The following is a 14,757-nucleotide window of genomic DNA, read 5'->3' on the forward strand; positions in this document are numbered from 1 at the left end:
CGCCCCAAGCGCCCCCGCCCCCGAAGAAGTCGAAGCCGCCATGGCCGCCCACGCCTCCGATGAGCTGGCACGCCTGCAGGGCGAGCTGGCCGAGCTGAAGGCCAAAAGTGCCGATCTGGCGGACCAGTTCCTGCGCGCCAAGGCCGAGGCTGAGAACGCCCGCCGCCGCGCTGAAGAGGAAGTGTCCAAGGCCCGCAAGTTCGGCATCGAGAGTTTTGCCGAGAGCCTGCTGCCCGTGGCTGACAGCCTGGACGCGGCCCTGGCCATCAAGGAGGCCACGCCCCAGCAACTGCGCGAAGGCGCCGACGCCACCTTGCGCCAGCTGACGTCTGCGCTGGAGCGCAACAAGGTGGTGGCCATCAACCCCGCCGCAGGCGCCAAGTTCGACCCCCACCAGCACCAGGCCATCAGCGTGGTGCCCGCGGAGCAAGAAGCCAATACGGTGGTGGCTGTGCTGCAAAAGGGCTACGTGATCGCGGAGCGCGTGTTGCGCCCAGCCTTAGTCACCGTGACTGCGCCCAAGTAAGCCTCAAAAAAATCGACCTGGAAGACTTGAAGCAAACCAAGTTATCCACAAGTTACTAGCCATCCAAACCATTCAAGCATTCGGAGAAAAATCATGGGAAGAATCATCGGCATTGACCTGGGCACCACCAACAGCTGCGTTTCCATCATGGAGGGCAACACGACCCGCGTGATTGAAAACAGCGAAGGCGCACGCACAACGCCCTCCATCGTGGCCTACCAGGAAGACGGCGAGATCCTCGTCGGCGCCTCGGCCAAGCGCCAGGCCGTGACCAACCCCAAGAACACCCTGTACGCCGTCAAGCGCCTGATCGGCCGCAAGTTCACCGAAAAAGAAGTGCAAAAGGACATCGACCTGATGCCCTACAAGATCGTGGCTGCCGACAACGGCGACGCCTGGATCGAAGTGCGCGGCAACAAGCTGTCGGCCCAGCAGGTGTCCGCAGACATCCTGCGCAAGATGAAGAAAACGGCTGAAGACTACCTGGGCGAGCCCGTGACGGAAGCCGTCATCACCGTGCCCGCGTACTTCAACGACGCCCAGCGCCAAGCCACCAAGGACGCTGGCCGCATCGCCGGCCTTGATGTCAAGCGCATCATCAACGAGCCCACCGCTGCAGCCTTGGCCTTTGGCCTCGACAAGCAGGAAAAGGGCGACCGCAAGATTGCCGTGTATGACCTGGGTGGCGGCACGTTCGACGTGTCCATCATCGAAATCGCTGACGTGGATGGCGAAAAGCAGTTCGAAGTGCTGTCGACCAATGGTGACACCTTCCTGGGCGGCGAGGACTTCGACCAACGCATCATCGACTTCATCATCGGCGAGTTCAAGAAGGAACAAGGCGTGGACCTGTCCAAGGACGTCCTGGCCCTGCAACGCCTGAAGGAAGCCGCCGAAAAGGCCAAGATCGAGTTGTCGAATTCGGCAGCAACCGACATCAACCTGCCCTACATCACGGCCGACGCCTCGGGTCCCAAGCACCTGAACATCAAGCTGACCCGCTCCAAGCTGGAACAACTGGTGGAAGAGCTGATCGAGCGCACCATCGCTCCTTGCCGCATGGCGATCAAGGATGCTGGCGTGTCGGTGTCCGACATCCATGACGTGATTCTGGTCGGCGGCATGACCCGCATGCCCAAGGTGCAGGAGAAGGTCAAGGAATTCTTCGGCAAGGACCCCCGCAAGGATGTGAACCCTGACGAAGCCGTGGCCGTGGGCGCCGCCATCCAGGGCCAAGTGCTGTCGGGCGACCGCAAGGACGTGCTGCTGCTGGACGTGACCCCCCTGTCGCTGGGTATCGAAACCCTGGGCGGTGTGATGACCAAGATGATCACCAAGAACACGACCATCCCGACGAAGTTCGCTCAGACCTTCTCGACGGCCGACGACAACCAGCCTGCCGTGACCATCAAGGTCTACCAGGGCGAGCGCGAAATGGCTACTGGCAACAAGCTGCTGGGCGAGTTCAACCTCGAAGGCATTCCGCCCGCAGCTCGCGGTGTTCCGCAGATCGAAGTGTCGTTCGACATCGACGCCAACGGCATCTTGCACGTGGGCGCCAAGGACAAGGGCACCGGCAAGGAAAACAAGATCACCATCAAGGCCAACTCGGGCCTGTCGGAAGAAGAAATCCAGAAAATGGTGAAGGACGCCGAGCTGAACGCTGCGGACGACAAGAAGAAGCTGGAACTGGTGCAGGCCCGCAACCAGGGTGAAGCCGCTGTGCACAGCGTCAACAAGAGCCTGACCGAACACGGCGACAAGCTCGACGCAGGTGAAAAGGACGCGATCGCTGCAGCCGTGAAGGCCCTCGAAGAAGCCCTCAAGGGTGAAGACAAGGCCGCGATTGACGAAAAGACGACCGCGCTGATGGCCGCCAGCCAGAAGCTGGGCGAGAAGATGTACGCCGAATCGCAGGCAGCGCAAGCCGCCCAGGCGGCCGGTGGTGCAGACGCCGCAGGCGCATCGGCCGGTGCAGCCAACAAGCCCGCAGACGACGACAACGTCGTTGATGCCGAGGTGAAGGAAGTCAAGAAGGGCTGAACGAGCCCCCGTTGACCCGAGCCGCCGCGCAATGCTCGTCAGGGGCTGCGCGGCGTTCCTGTTCCAACCGGGTTCTGAATCACTATGTCCAAACGAGACTTTTACGAAATCCTGGGCGTTCCGAAGAACGCCTCGGACGAAGAAATCAAAAAGGCCTATCGCAAGCTGGCGATGAAGCACCATCCTGACCGCAATCAGGGGGACGCAGCCAAGCCTGCCGAGGAGAAGTTCAAAGAGGCCAAAGAGGCCTACGAGATGCTCTCGGACCCACAAAAGCGTGCGGCCTATGACCAGTATGGCCATGCGGGGGTAGACCCCAACATGCGCGGCCCTGGTGGCGCGGGAGCAGAAGGATTTGGCGGTTTTGCAGAAGCCTTCGGCGACATCTTTGGCGACATGTTCGGCCAACAAGGCGGGCGCGGGCGCGGCGCCGGTGGACGCCAGGTCTACCGTGGCAGTGACCTCAGCTATGCCATGGAGATCACGCTCGAAGAAGCAGCTCGCGGCAAAGACGCGCAGATTCGTATCCCATCCTGGGACACCTGCGACACCTGCCATGGCAGCGGCGCCAAACCCGGCACCAGCGCCAAGACCTGCGGCACCTGCCAAGGCGCGGGCACCGTGCAAATGCGCCAGGGCTTCTTCAGCGTGCAACAGACCTGCCCCCACTGCCGCGGCACGGGCAAGATCATTCCTGAGCCTTGCACCACCTGCCATGGCCAGGGCAAGCTCAAGAAGCAGAAGACGCTGGAAGTGAAGATTCCTGCCGGCATCGACGATGGCATGCGCATCCGTTCCACAGGCAACGGCGAGCCGGGTACCAACGGCGGCCCACCAGGCGACCTGTACATCGAGATCCGCCTGAAGAAACACGACATCTTCGAGCGCGACGGCGACGACCTGCACTGCCAGGTACCGGTGAGCTTCATCACAGCGGCGCTGGGTGGCGAGATCGAGGTGCCCACCCTGCAGGGCAAGGCGGCCATCGACATCCCCGAAGGCACCCAGGCCGGCAAGCAGTTCCGCCTGCGCGGCAAGGGCATCAAGGGTGTGCGCGCCAGCTACCCAGGTGACCTGTACTGCCACATTGCGGTCGAGACACCCGTCAAGCTCACCGAACACCAGCGCAAGCTGCTGCGCGAGCTGGAAGACTCCCTCAAGAAGGGCGGCGCACGCCATTCGCCCAGCGGCGAGAGCTGGACGGACCGGTTGAAGAACTTCTTCAGCTGATCACGCACGGGTTTCCCGCCAAAAACCGCCTGCAGCCCCAAAGCCGCAGGCGGTTTTTTCTTGACGCAAGGCAAGAAACCCCCTGGCAACGTCCGCAGGCGCAATCCGACCAGTAGGATGGTCATCATCGATGATCACCCGGGAGTCTGGACACATGAACGTCAACATCACCTTCCTGGGGGGCTCCGGCACCGTCACCGGCTCCAAGTACCTGGTGCGTTACAACGGCAAGAGCCTGCTGGTCGATTGCGGCCTGTTCCAGGGCTACAAGCAGCTGCGCCTGCGCAACTGGCAGCCCCTGCCCGTCACGCCGCACCAGATCGACGCCGTGGTGCTGACCCATGCCCACCTGGACCACAGCGGTTACCTGCCGCTGCTGGCGCGCGACGGCTACACCCACGCCATCCACTGCACCCCGGGCACACGTGACCTGTGCACCATCCTGCTGCCCGACAGCGGGCACCTGCAAGAAGAGGACGCGGCCTTCCTCAACCGCCACCAGCTCAGCAGCCACAGCCCCGCCCTGCCCCTGTATACCCGGCTCGACGCGCTGCACTGCCTCAAACAATTCCAGATCCATGCCTTCCACAAGGCGTTCGAGCCCCTGCCCGGCTGGCGCGTGACCCTTTCGCCCGCAGGCCACATCCTGGGTGCGGCCAGCGTGCTGCTGGAGGTGGGCGGCAGGCGAATCCTGTTCTCTGGCGACCTGGGCCGGCCGGACGACTTGCTGATGAATCCACCGGACGCCCCGCCCCAGGCGGACACCGTGCTCATCGAATCCACCTATGGCGACCGGGAGCACCCGCCCGAAGGTCTGCTCGACGAACTGGGCCCCGCCCTGCAGCGCCTGGCCGCACGCGGGGGCATTGCCGTGGTGCCCGTCTTCGCCGTGGGCCGTGCACAGGCCGTGCTGCACGCCATCGGGTTGCTGAAGGCGCAGGGTGTGGTACCTGCATCGCTCAAGGTATTCCTCGACAGCCCCATGGCCGTGAGCACCACCGGACTGTTCCAGCACCACATGCAGGAACACCGCCTGAGCGGCCGCGAGGTGCAGGTGCTAGAGCATGGCGCCACCATGGTCCAGACCCCCGAGCAATCCAAAGGACTGGCCAAACTGCATGGTCCCATGGTCATCCTGTCGGCCAGTGGCATGGCTACCGGAGGACGCGTGCTGCACCACCTGGCGCTGCACGCTGGCGATCACCGCAACATGATCATTCTGACCGGGCACCAGGCGCCGGGCACACGCGGCGCGCGGCTGGCTGAGGGCGAACGGACCATCCGCATTCACGGCCAGGACGTGGCCGTGCGCGCCGAAGTGGTCAAGTTGTCTTCCGCATCGGCCCACGCCGACGGCAACCAGCTCATCGCCTGGCTGCGCAGCATGGGGCACGCGCCCGACCAGGTGTATGTGGTGCATGGCGAGATGGGCGCCGCAGACCTGCTGCGCCAGCGCATAGAACACGAATTGCGCTGGCGGGCCTCAGTGCCAGAGCACGACAGCACCTGCGCGGCCTGAGCCCGGTCTCTTTCTGCACTCCAGGAGAGCCGCTCTCGCGCAGAAGGGCATCGCAGCCATCGCGTATCGCGATGACAAATCACCAACAATGGGGAGAAAATATGAAACCTTCTCTTTTTGAGAAGTCAAAACCCCATGAAAAGCTCCGAGCGCAGTTTTGCGCGCCGTATTGACCTCACCTCGCTGCAATTGTTCGTGGCGGTGTGCGAGCTGGGCAGCATCGGCCGCGCCGCCGAGCGCGAATTCATTGCAGCATCGGCGGTCAGCAAGCGCCTGTCGGACCTGGAAACAGCTGTAGACACCGCCCTGCTCTACCGCCACAGCCGGGGTGTGACGCTCACGCCCGCCGGCGAGAGCCTGCTGCACCATGCGCGTACCGTGCTGTTTGGCCTGGAGCGCATGCAGGGCGAACTGAGTGAATACGCCGACGGCGTTCGCGGCCATGTCCGCATGCACGCCAACATCTCGGCCATCTTCCAGTTTCTGCCCGAAGACCTGGGCGCCTTCGCGCGCGAGCACAGCCAGATCAAGATCGACCTGCAGGAGCACCTCTCCAGCGATGTGCTGCACGCCGTGCAAGAGGGAGCCGCCGACCTGGGCATCTGCAACATCGGCATGGCAAACGGGGGCGGAGCCCTGGAGCTGCAGAGCCGCCCCTACCGCGCCGACAATTTGGTGCTGGTTGTGCCCCGAGCGCATGATTTATCTGCGCTGGATGCTATCAATTTTGAAGAAGTCCTGGACTGGGACATTGTGGGCCTGCACGCCAACAGCAGCATCAGCCTGGCCATGCGCGCGGCCGCTGCCGCAGCCGGGCGCCCCCTGCGCCAGCGCATCCAGGTGACGGGGCTGGACGCCATGTGCCGCATGATCGACAACGGCCTGGGCGTGGGCCTGCTGCCCGACCGGGCGTTTGCGCTGATGCGCGGTGTGGGCAACCTGCAAGCCATTCCGCTGAGCGATGCCTGGGCCCACCGCGAACTGCGCGTGGTAGCCCGCGACTTTGATGCCCTGCCCGTCACCGCGCGTTTGCTGGTGGAACACCTCTCACCCCGGGCAGAACCCGCCCCGGCGCACCCGGCCCCCGACACTAAAATCCAATCACCCACCTGAAAGCAGAAAGAAAGCCACGCCATGGGACGCACCCTGTACGACAAGATCTGGGACGAGCATGTCGTCCACACCGAAGAGGACGGCACCTCCATCCTCTACATCGACCGCCATCTGGTGCACGAAGTCACCAGCCCCCAGGCGTTTGAAGGCCTGCGCGAGGCAGGCCGCAAGGTCTGGCGCATGAGCTCCATCGTGGCCACGGCCGACCACAACACGCCCACCACGGGCTGGGAAAACGGCTACGACGGCATCACCGATCCGATCAGCAAAGAACAGATCACCACGCTGAACGACAACATCGCGCAGATCACACCCGCCGCGTTCTTCCCGTTCATGCACAAGCGCCAGGGCATCGTGCACGTGATCGGCCCTGAAAACGGTGCCACCCTGCCCGGCATGACCGTGGTCTGCGGCGACAGCCACACCAGCACGCACGGCGCGTTTGGCGCCCTGGCCCACGGCATCGGCACCTCCGAAGTCGAGCACGTGATGGCCACGCAGACCTTGCTGGCCAAAAAAGCCAAGAACATGCTGGTGCAGGTTGATGGCACCTTGGCCAAAGGCGTGACGCCCAAAGACGTGGTGCTGGCCATCATCGGCAAGATCGGCACGGCCGGCGGCACGGGCTACACCATTGAATTTGCAGGTTCTGTCTTCCGCGGGATGAGCATGGAAGGCCGCATGACCGTGTGCAATATGGCCATCGAAGGTGGTGCTCGCGCGGGTCTGGTGGCGGTGGACGACAAAACCATTGAATACGTCAAGGGCCGCCCCCTGTCGCCCACGGGCGTGGAATGGGACCAGGCCGTTGCGTACTGGAGGACGCTGCACTCCGACGCCGACGCAAAGTTCGACACCGTGGTCAAGCTTGATGCGGCCGACATCGTGCCGCAGGTCACCTGGGGCACCAGCCCCGAGATGGTGCTGGGCGTGGACGCCCGCGTGCCCGACCCGGACAAGGAAAAGGACGTCAACAAGCGTGGCGCCATCGAGCGCGCGCTGACCTACATGGGCCTGCAGCCCGGCAAGCCGATCAATGACATCACCATCGACAAGGTGTTCATCGGCAGCTGCACCAACAGCCGCATCGAAGACATGCGCGAAGCCGCCGCTGTGGTGAAGAACCTGGGTCGCAAGGTGGCCAGCAATGTGAAGCTGGCCATGGTGGTGCCCGGCTCGGGGCTGGTCAAGGAGCAGGCCGAGCGCGAGGGCCTGGACAAGATTTTTGTGGCCGCAGGCTTTGAGTGGCGCGAGCCCGGTTGCAGCATGTGCCTGGCCATGAACGCCGACCGGCTGGAGCCTGGCGAGCGCTGCGCCTCCACCAGCAACCGCAACTTTGAAGGCCGCCAGGGCGCTGGTGGCCGCACACACCTGGTGAGCCCGGCCATGGCCGCAGCCGCTGCCGTGCACGGCCACTTTGTGGACATCCGCCAGTTCACCTGAGCTGATCATTCATCCCATCATCCGCCCGTTGTCCTCTCTACTGCCCCAACCGCCTGAAGGAGCCTTGTCATGAAAAAGACCGCCACCCTCATCGCCCTGTCCCTGGCCTTTGTGCTGGCTGGCTGCAACACCGTCAAGGGTGTGGGCCAGGACATTGGCAAAGCCGGTAGCGCCATCGAGCGGGCCGCCAAGTAACTGATACCGCCATGCAAAAATTCACCTTGCTCAAGGGCCTTGTGGCCCCCATGGATCGCGAGAACGTCGATACCGACGCCATCATCCCCAAGCAGTTCCTCAAGTCGATCAAGAAGACCGGCTTTGGCGTGAACCTGTTTGACGAATGGCGTTACCTGGACCACGGCGAGCCCGGCCAGGACCCCGCCAGTCGCAAGCCCAATCCCGACTTCGTGCTGAACCAGCCGCGTTACCAAGGCGCCAGCATCCTGATCGCACGCAAGAATTTCGGGTGTGGTTCCAGCCGCGAGCACGCGCCGTGGGCCTTGGATCAGTTCGGCTTCCGCGCCATCATCGCGCCCAGCTTTGCCGACATCTTCTTCAACAACTGCTTCAAGAACGGCCTGCTGCCCATCGTGCTGCCCGAGGCCACGGTGGCCCAGCTGTTCGATGAAGTGCTGGCCTTCCCCGGCTACCAGCTCACCATCGACCTGGAGCGCCAGGTCATCGTGCGCCCCCAGGGCGAAGAGATCCCGTTCGACGTGCAGGCCTTCCGCAAGTACTGCCTGCTCAACGGTTTTGACGACATCGGCCTGACCCTGCGCCAGTCGGACAAGATCAAGGCCTTTGAAGCCCAGCGGCTTGCCACCAAGCCCTGGCTGGCACACACCATGGTGTCGTAACTCAAAAATTCAGCCCAATCGGCCGCAAGCGCTACATCCATATGCGCTAGCAGCTATCAAAAACAAAGCAAAATCAATGAAAATCGCAGTTCTGCCGGGTGACGGCATCGGTACCGAAATCGTGGCCGAGGCCGTCAAGGTCCTCAACGCACTCGACCTGAAGTTCGAGATGGAATCGGCCCTGGTCGGCGGCGCCGCCTACGAGGCCCACGGCCACCCGCTGCCCGAGTCCACCCTCAAGCTCGCCAAGGAAGCCGACGCCATTCTGTTCGGCGCCGTGGGCGACTGGAAATACGACAAGCTCGACAGGCCCCTGCGCCCCGAACAGGCCATCCTGGGCCTGCGCAAGAACCTGGGCCTGTTCGCCAACTTCCGCCCTGCCATCTGCTACGAGCAACTGGTGGGCGCATCGAGCCTCAAGCCCGAACTGATCGCAGGCCTGGATATCCTCATCATCCGCGAGCTGACCGGCGACATCTACTTCGGCCAGCCGCGCGGCCGCCGCGTGGCCACCGACGGCCACTTCCCCGGTGCCGAAGAAGCGTTTGACACCATGCGCTACAGCCGCCCCGAGATCGAGCGCATCGCCCACGTCGCCTTCCAGGCCGCCCGCAAGCGCAACAAGAAGGTCACCAGCGTGGACAAAGCCAACGTGCTGGAAACCTTCCAGTTCTGGAAGGACGTGGTCACCGACGTGCACAAGGAATACCCCGACGTCGAACTGCAGCACATGTACGTGGACAACGCGGCCATGCAACTGGTCAAGGCCCCCAAGGCGTTTGACGTGGTGGTGACCGGCAACATGTTTGGCGACATCCTGTCGGACGAAGCCTCCATGCTGACTGGCTCCATCGGCATGCTGCCCTCGGCCAGCCTGAACAGCAGCAACCAGGGCCTGTACGAGCCCAGCCACGGCAGCGCCCCCGACATCGCCGGCAAGGGCGTGGCCAACCCGCTGGCCACCATCCTCTCGGCAGCGATGATGCTGCGCTTCAGCCTGAACCAGGAAGCCGCCGCCCAGCGCATCGAAGCCGCCGTGCAGAAGGTGCTGGCCCAGGGCCTGCGCACGCCCGACATCTACAGCGAAGGCACCACCAAGGTCGGCACGGCGCAGATGGGCGACGCGGTGGTGAAGGCGCTGCAGGCGTAAATCACCCCAGCCGTCCGAGTTGCCCACAGCGGCGGCGCGCGGCATCCGCAAAAGGCGATCCTCTGTGATCGCCTTTTTTATGGGCGCGGACCGACTCGCACACCCATCCAGCCCGCCAGGGGCGCCGTCGCCGAGCGGACCATGGCGTTCCCGCAACGCTGCAAGCCTCGTGCAAGCCGCGATCTATTACAATAACGTCCATGTTTGCCGCCCGCCCGTTCGACCTGAACACCGCAACTGCCGCCCTGGCAGGCGTGGCTGTGCGCGCAATCACCACCAAAACCACGACCATTATTAAGGGCTGATCCAGCTCCGGTACCGTCGTGCGCCCTCTCCCGGCCAGACGAGCCGGGGCAAACAGTCTGGTCTGGCACTGTTTCTTAATCTGAAAAGGGGCGTTGAAATGAGCAAGTTGGTAGGTTTGGTCGGCTGGCGCGGCATGGTCGGCTCGGTGTTGATGGACCGCATGGTCGAGGAACAAGACTTCGACCTGATTGAGCCATTGTTCTTCTCCACATCCAATGCCGGCGGCAAGGCCCCTGCGCAGGCCAAGAACGAAACCACACTGCAAGACGCCTTCAACATCGACGCCTTGAAGCGCTGCGACATCATCATCACAGCCCAAGGCGGCGACTACACCACCGAAGTCTTCCCCAAGCTGCGCGCCGCAGGCTGGAACGGCCACTGGATTGACGCGGCATCCACCCTGCGCATGGAAAAAGACGCCGTGATCATCCTGGACCCGGTGAACATGCCCGTCATCAAGGACGCGCTGGCCAACGGCGGCAAGAACTGGGTGGGCGGCAACTGCACCGTGAGCTGCATGCTGATGGGCGTGGGCGCACTGTACAAGGCGGGGCTGGTCGAGTGGATGAGCACCCAGACCTACCAGGCGGCCTCGGGCGGCGGCGCGCAGCACATGCGCGAATTGCTCACCCAATACGGCACGCTAAATGCCGAAGTGAAGGCCCTGCTCGACGACCCCAAGAGCGCCATCCTGGAAATCGACCGCAAGGTCATCGCCAAGCAGCGCGCACTGACCGGTGCAGAAACCGCCAACTTTGGCGTGCCGCTGGGTGGCTCGCTGATCCCCTGGATCGACAAGGACCTGGGCAACGGCCAGTCCAAAGAAGAGTGGAAGGGCATGGCCGAAACCAACAAGATTCTTGGCCTGGGCGAAGGCTTTGACTCCGCAGCCATTCCAGTCGACGGATTCTGCGTGCGCGTGGGCGCCATGCGCTGCCACAGCCAGGCCCTGACCTTCAAGCTCAAGAAGGACGTGCCCGTGGCCGACCTCGAAGCAACGATCGCCGCCGACAACGAGTGGGTGAAGGTGGTACCCAACACCCGCGAAGCCACCATCAAGGACCTGACACCCGTCGCCGTGACGGGCACCATGACCATCCCCGTGGGCCGCATCCGCAAGCTGGCCATGGGCCCCGAGTATGTCGGCGCCTTCACCATCGGCGACCAGCTCCTCTGGGGCGCCGCCGAGCCACTGCGTCGCATGCTGCGTATCTTGCTCAACGCCTGATCGTCTCACCTCATAAAGCGCGCGCAAGCCCCCTTGCGCGCGCTTTTTTACGCCTGAGACATCGACACACTCGGTTACGCGGCGTTGGCAATTGGCAACATCTGCACGCCCCAATTTGGGGCGCCGGGACCCCACTCAAAGCTTCGGAGCCACCTCAGCTTGTCAGTGCAAAACATTGATGCTATGGTGCTTTTTACATATTTTCACGCGCCGGGGCGGGGATCAGACCATGAGAACAAAAGCACCGCTCGTCCGAGCCGCAAAAAATCCTAATCAGTTGTTGGCAAACATGCATCGTTGGAAATTTTCTGTCCTGGCGGCCGCGGCCGTGGCTTGCGCTGGTTTCTACACCAGCGACGCGTCTGCGCTGGCACTGGGCCGCATCACCGTGCAGTCTGCCCTGGGCGAGCCGCTGCGCGCTGAAATCGACCTGCCACAGATCACTCCGGCCGAAGCGGACTCGCTGCGTGCCACGACGGCCACGCCTGAGGTCTTCCGTGCCCAGGGCATGGAATACACGCAGACCATGAACAACCTGCAGATTCAACTGCAGCGCCGCGCCGACGGCACCGCCGTGTTGCGCCTGTCAAGCGACCGGCCTGTGAACGAACCCTTCCTGGACCTGGTGCTGGATGCCAACTGGGGCTCAGGCCGTATCGTTCGCAGCTACACCATGCTGTTTGACCCTCCAAGCATGCGCCGCGCAGCGCCTGCCGTCACAGCAGCGCCCCAAATTTCTGCACCGGTGGCGCCCCAGGTCCCTGCGACGCGCCCCGCAGCCACACCCCGTGCCAGCGAGGCAACCGCCGCTGCACCCGCACCCCGTGCGGCAGTCCCACGCCCTGCCCCCGCAGATGGCGTGACGGTACAGGCAGGCGATACTGCCGGCCGCATCGCGAACGCGTACAAGCCTGCAGGCGTTTCGCTCGACCAGATGCTGGTCGCCATGATGCGTACCAACCCGGACGCGTTCATTCAGGGCAACGTCAACCGCCTGAGGGCAGGTGCCGTGCTGCAAATGCCCGACCAGGCCGCAGCACAATCCACCACTGCCCCCGAAGCACGTCAGATTCTGGCCGCACAGGCCCGTGACTTCAACGACTTCCGCCGCAAACTAGCGGGTGCGGCCCCTTCGACCGAAGTGGCAGCTGCCCAGCGCTCCGCCTCTGGCACCGTACAGACGCGCGTAGAAGACAAAAAACCCGCGACTGCAGCGCCCGACAAGCTCACCCTGTCCAAGGGGGCCGTCAAAGGCCAAAAGGCAGCCGAAGAGCAAGTCGCCAAGGACAAACAGGCCAGTGAAGCCGCCACGCGGATGGCGGAGTTGTCCAAGAACATCACCGACCTCAACAAGCTGAGCGCAGCCTCTGCAGCCGCCGGAGGCAGCCCTGCGCCCGCCGCTGCGGGTGCGGCCAGCGCACCTGCGGGGGTGGCCGTGCAGGCCCCAGCCGTCCCGGCAACACCGACCGCGCCGCCGGCGCCCGAAGCCCCGGCATCCGCCCCCGCAGCGGCCGCCAGCACCCCGCCAGACACGGCAGTGGCAGCAGAAGCGGCCGCCTCGGCACCCGCCACGGAGGCCTCTGCACCCGCACCGGCCCCCAAACCGGCGCCCACACCCAAACCTGCTCCGGCCCCCGTCGAGGAGCCCGGCTTCCTGTCCACCCTCATGGACGACCCACTGTTGCCTATTGGCGGCGGCATCCTGGTGGCGGGCCTGCTCGGATTTGGCGCTTACCGCCTGGTCCAGCGCCGTCGACAGAACGGTGGGGTGGACAGCTCCTTCCTGGAAAGTCGCATTCAACCCGACTCGTTTTTTGGTGCCAGCGGCGGCCAGCGTGTAGACACAGCCAACAGCGACATGACCACCGGCTCGTCCATGGCCTATTCACCCAGCCAACTGGACGCCGGCGGCGACGTGGACCCCGTGGCCGAAGCCGACGTTTATCTGGCCTACGGTCGCGATCTCCAGGCCGAAGAAATCCTGAAAGAAGCCGTGCGCCACAACCCGGGCCGCGTCTCAGTGCACGTCAAGCTGGGTGAAATCTACGCCAAGCGCCAGGACCGCAAAGCCCTTGAGGCCGTCGCAGGCGAAGTGTTCAAGCTGACCCAGGGCGAAGGGCCTGACTGGAACCGCATTGCGGAACTCGGGCGTGACCTGGAGCCCGAAAACCGCCTGTACCAACCTGGCGGCCGCCCCGGAATGGCCGAGGATGAATCGCCTTCCGTGCCACCGGGCGGGTTCCCCAGCACCTTCACTGGTGCAGGCAGCCCTGCCGCAGCCCTGCCCCCAGACTTGGACCTCGACCTGGATCTGGACCTGCCCGATGACGCGCTGACGGACGCCCCCCCCGCTGCAGCCGGTGGTTTTGCTGCGGCCGCTGCGGCTGCTGCGGCCAACAACCACGGTGAAGCCGGCGAACCACAGACGCTGCGCCCCGAGTTGGATCTGCCCAGCATCCCCGACGAGCCCACGGCCGCGTGGAGCAGTCAGGAAACCGCTCCGAGTCCCATAATGGCGCCGCCTCCGGTCGCCAATCTGGACTTCCCCAGCAGCGACGACCTGACCATGGCGCCGTCCGGCCCCATGCCACTCCATGGAGAGCCCCAAGACTCCGGCCCTATGGAGTTTGATCTGGGCGACCTGTCGCTGGACCTGAACGCACCCTCCAAGCCCATGGCAGCTCCCGCCGCCAAGGCACCGGCTGCTCCCGCACCGGAATTCACCGACGATGGATCGGCCGCAGCGCAGGACGACCCGCTGGCCACCAAGCTTGCGCTGGCCGAAGAGTTCAACGCCATCGGGGACACCGACGGCGCTCGTACGCTGATTGAAGAGGTGGTGGCAGAGTCCAGCGGCGCCCTCAAGACCCGCGCCCAGCGCATGCTGGCCGAACTGGGCTGATGCCGCTCGGCCCCTCCGCTGATTTAACCCCCAGCACGTCCCCAGGCCGCCCCGTGACCCGGGTGGCGCTGGGTGTCAGCTACAACGGCCAAGCCTACAGTGGCTGGCAGAGCCAGCTTTCTGGCAACACCGTGCAGGACAAACTCGAAGCGGCCCTGGGCCGCTTTGCTACGCATCCGGTCAGCACCCTTTGCGCAGGCCGTACCGATGCGGGTGTGCACGGCCTGATGCAGGTGGTGCACTTTGACACCCCGCTGGACCGGCCCGCAGCGTCATGGGTCCGGGGTACCAACACCTTCCTGCCCTCCGACATTGCGGTGCAATGGGCTCAGGCGGTCCCAGACCACTTTCATGCGCGTGCCAGCGCCGTGGCCCGGCGCTATGCCTACGTGCTTCTGCAGTCGCCAGTGCGGCCCAGCGTGGATGCCGGGCGGGTGGGC

At 64.2% G+C, this 14,757-nt stretch carries 12 protein-coding genes; all 12 read left to right on the forward strand.

What is annotated here, in order from left to right:
• The coding region (gene grpE / locus AC07X4_RS21915) for a nucleotide exchange factor GrpE (RefSeq protein ID WP_494741302.1) at positions 1–526 on the forward strand (526 nt) is incomplete at its 5' end.
• A gap of 93 nt (positions 527–619) precedes the next feature.
• Complete coding sequence (dnaK, locus tag AC07X4_RS21920) at positions 620–2,569, forward strand: molecular chaperone DnaK (RefSeq protein WP_494741303.1); 1,950 nt, start codon at positions 620–622, stop codon at positions 2,567–2,569.
• Between the two features lie 84 nt (positions 2,570–2,653).
• Positions 2,654–3,799: a molecular chaperone DnaJ gene (dnaJ, locus tag AC07X4_RS21925; RefSeq protein WP_056061470.1), complete on the forward strand. Its 1,146-nt coding sequence runs from the start codon at positions 2,654–2,656 to the stop codon at positions 3,797–3,799.
• A 154-nt stretch (positions 3,800–3,953) separates the two neighbouring features.
• Positions 3,954–5,318, forward strand: coding sequence for an MBL fold metallo-hydrolase (locus AC07X4_RS21930; protein ID WP_494741304.1), 1,365 nt, complete (start codon positions 3,954–3,956; stop codon positions 5,316–5,318).
• A gap of 135 nt (positions 5,319–5,453) precedes the next feature.
• The gene (locus AC07X4_RS21935) at positions 5,454–6,431 is read left to right on the forward strand and encodes a LysR family transcriptional regulator (RefSeq protein WP_395455657.1); all 978 of its coding nucleotides are present in this window, start codon (positions 5,454–5,456) and stop codon (positions 6,429–6,431) included.
• 21 nt (positions 6,432–6,452) lie between these two features.
• On the forward strand, positions 6,453–7,874 hold the full coding sequence (gene leuC, locus AC07X4_RS21940) for a 3-isopropylmalate dehydratase large subunit (RefSeq protein ID WP_494741305.1): 1,422 nt from the start codon (positions 6,453–6,455) through the stop codon (positions 7,872–7,874).
• A gap of 69 nt (positions 7,875–7,943) precedes the next feature.
• The gene (locus AC07X4_RS21945; protein WP_005795904.1) at positions 7,944–8,069 is read left to right on the forward strand and encodes an entericidin A/B family lipoprotein; all 126 of its coding nucleotides are present in this window, start codon (positions 7,944–7,946) and stop codon (positions 8,067–8,069) included.
• An 11-nt stretch (positions 8,070–8,080) separates the two neighbouring features.
• A complete protein-coding gene (gene leuD / locus AC07X4_RS21950; protein WP_056061459.1) occupies positions 8,081–8,731 on the forward strand; it encodes a 3-isopropylmalate dehydratase small subunit in 651 nt (216 codons plus the stop codon).
• A 76-nt stretch (positions 8,732–8,807) separates the two neighbouring features.
• Positions 8,808–9,881: a 3-isopropylmalate dehydrogenase gene (gene leuB / locus AC07X4_RS21955; RefSeq protein ID WP_288850990.1), complete on the forward strand. Its 1,074-nt coding sequence runs from the start codon at positions 8,808–8,810 to the stop codon at positions 9,879–9,881.
• A 403-nt stretch (positions 9,882–10,284) separates the two neighbouring features.
• The gene (gene asd / locus AC07X4_RS21960) at positions 10,285–11,415 is read left to right on the forward strand and encodes an aspartate-semialdehyde dehydrogenase (RefSeq protein WP_494741306.1); all 1,131 of its coding nucleotides are present in this window, start codon (positions 10,285–10,287) and stop codon (positions 11,413–11,415) included.
• Positions 11,416–11,704: 289 nt separating this feature from the next.
• Complete coding sequence (locus AC07X4_RS21965) at positions 11,705–14,317, forward strand: motility hub landmark protein FimV (RefSeq protein WP_494741307.1); 2,613 nt, start codon at positions 11,705–11,707, stop codon at positions 14,315–14,317.
• On the forward strand, positions 14,317–14,757 hold a 441-nt coding region (locus AC07X4_RS21970), incomplete at its 3' end, for a tRNA pseudouridine synthase A (protein ID WP_494741308.1). The genes AC07X4_RS21965 and AC07X4_RS21970, both read left to right, overlap by 1 nt.

The sequence above is a fragment of the Acidovorax sp. GW460-11-11-14-LB4 genome (assembly GCF_059423685.1).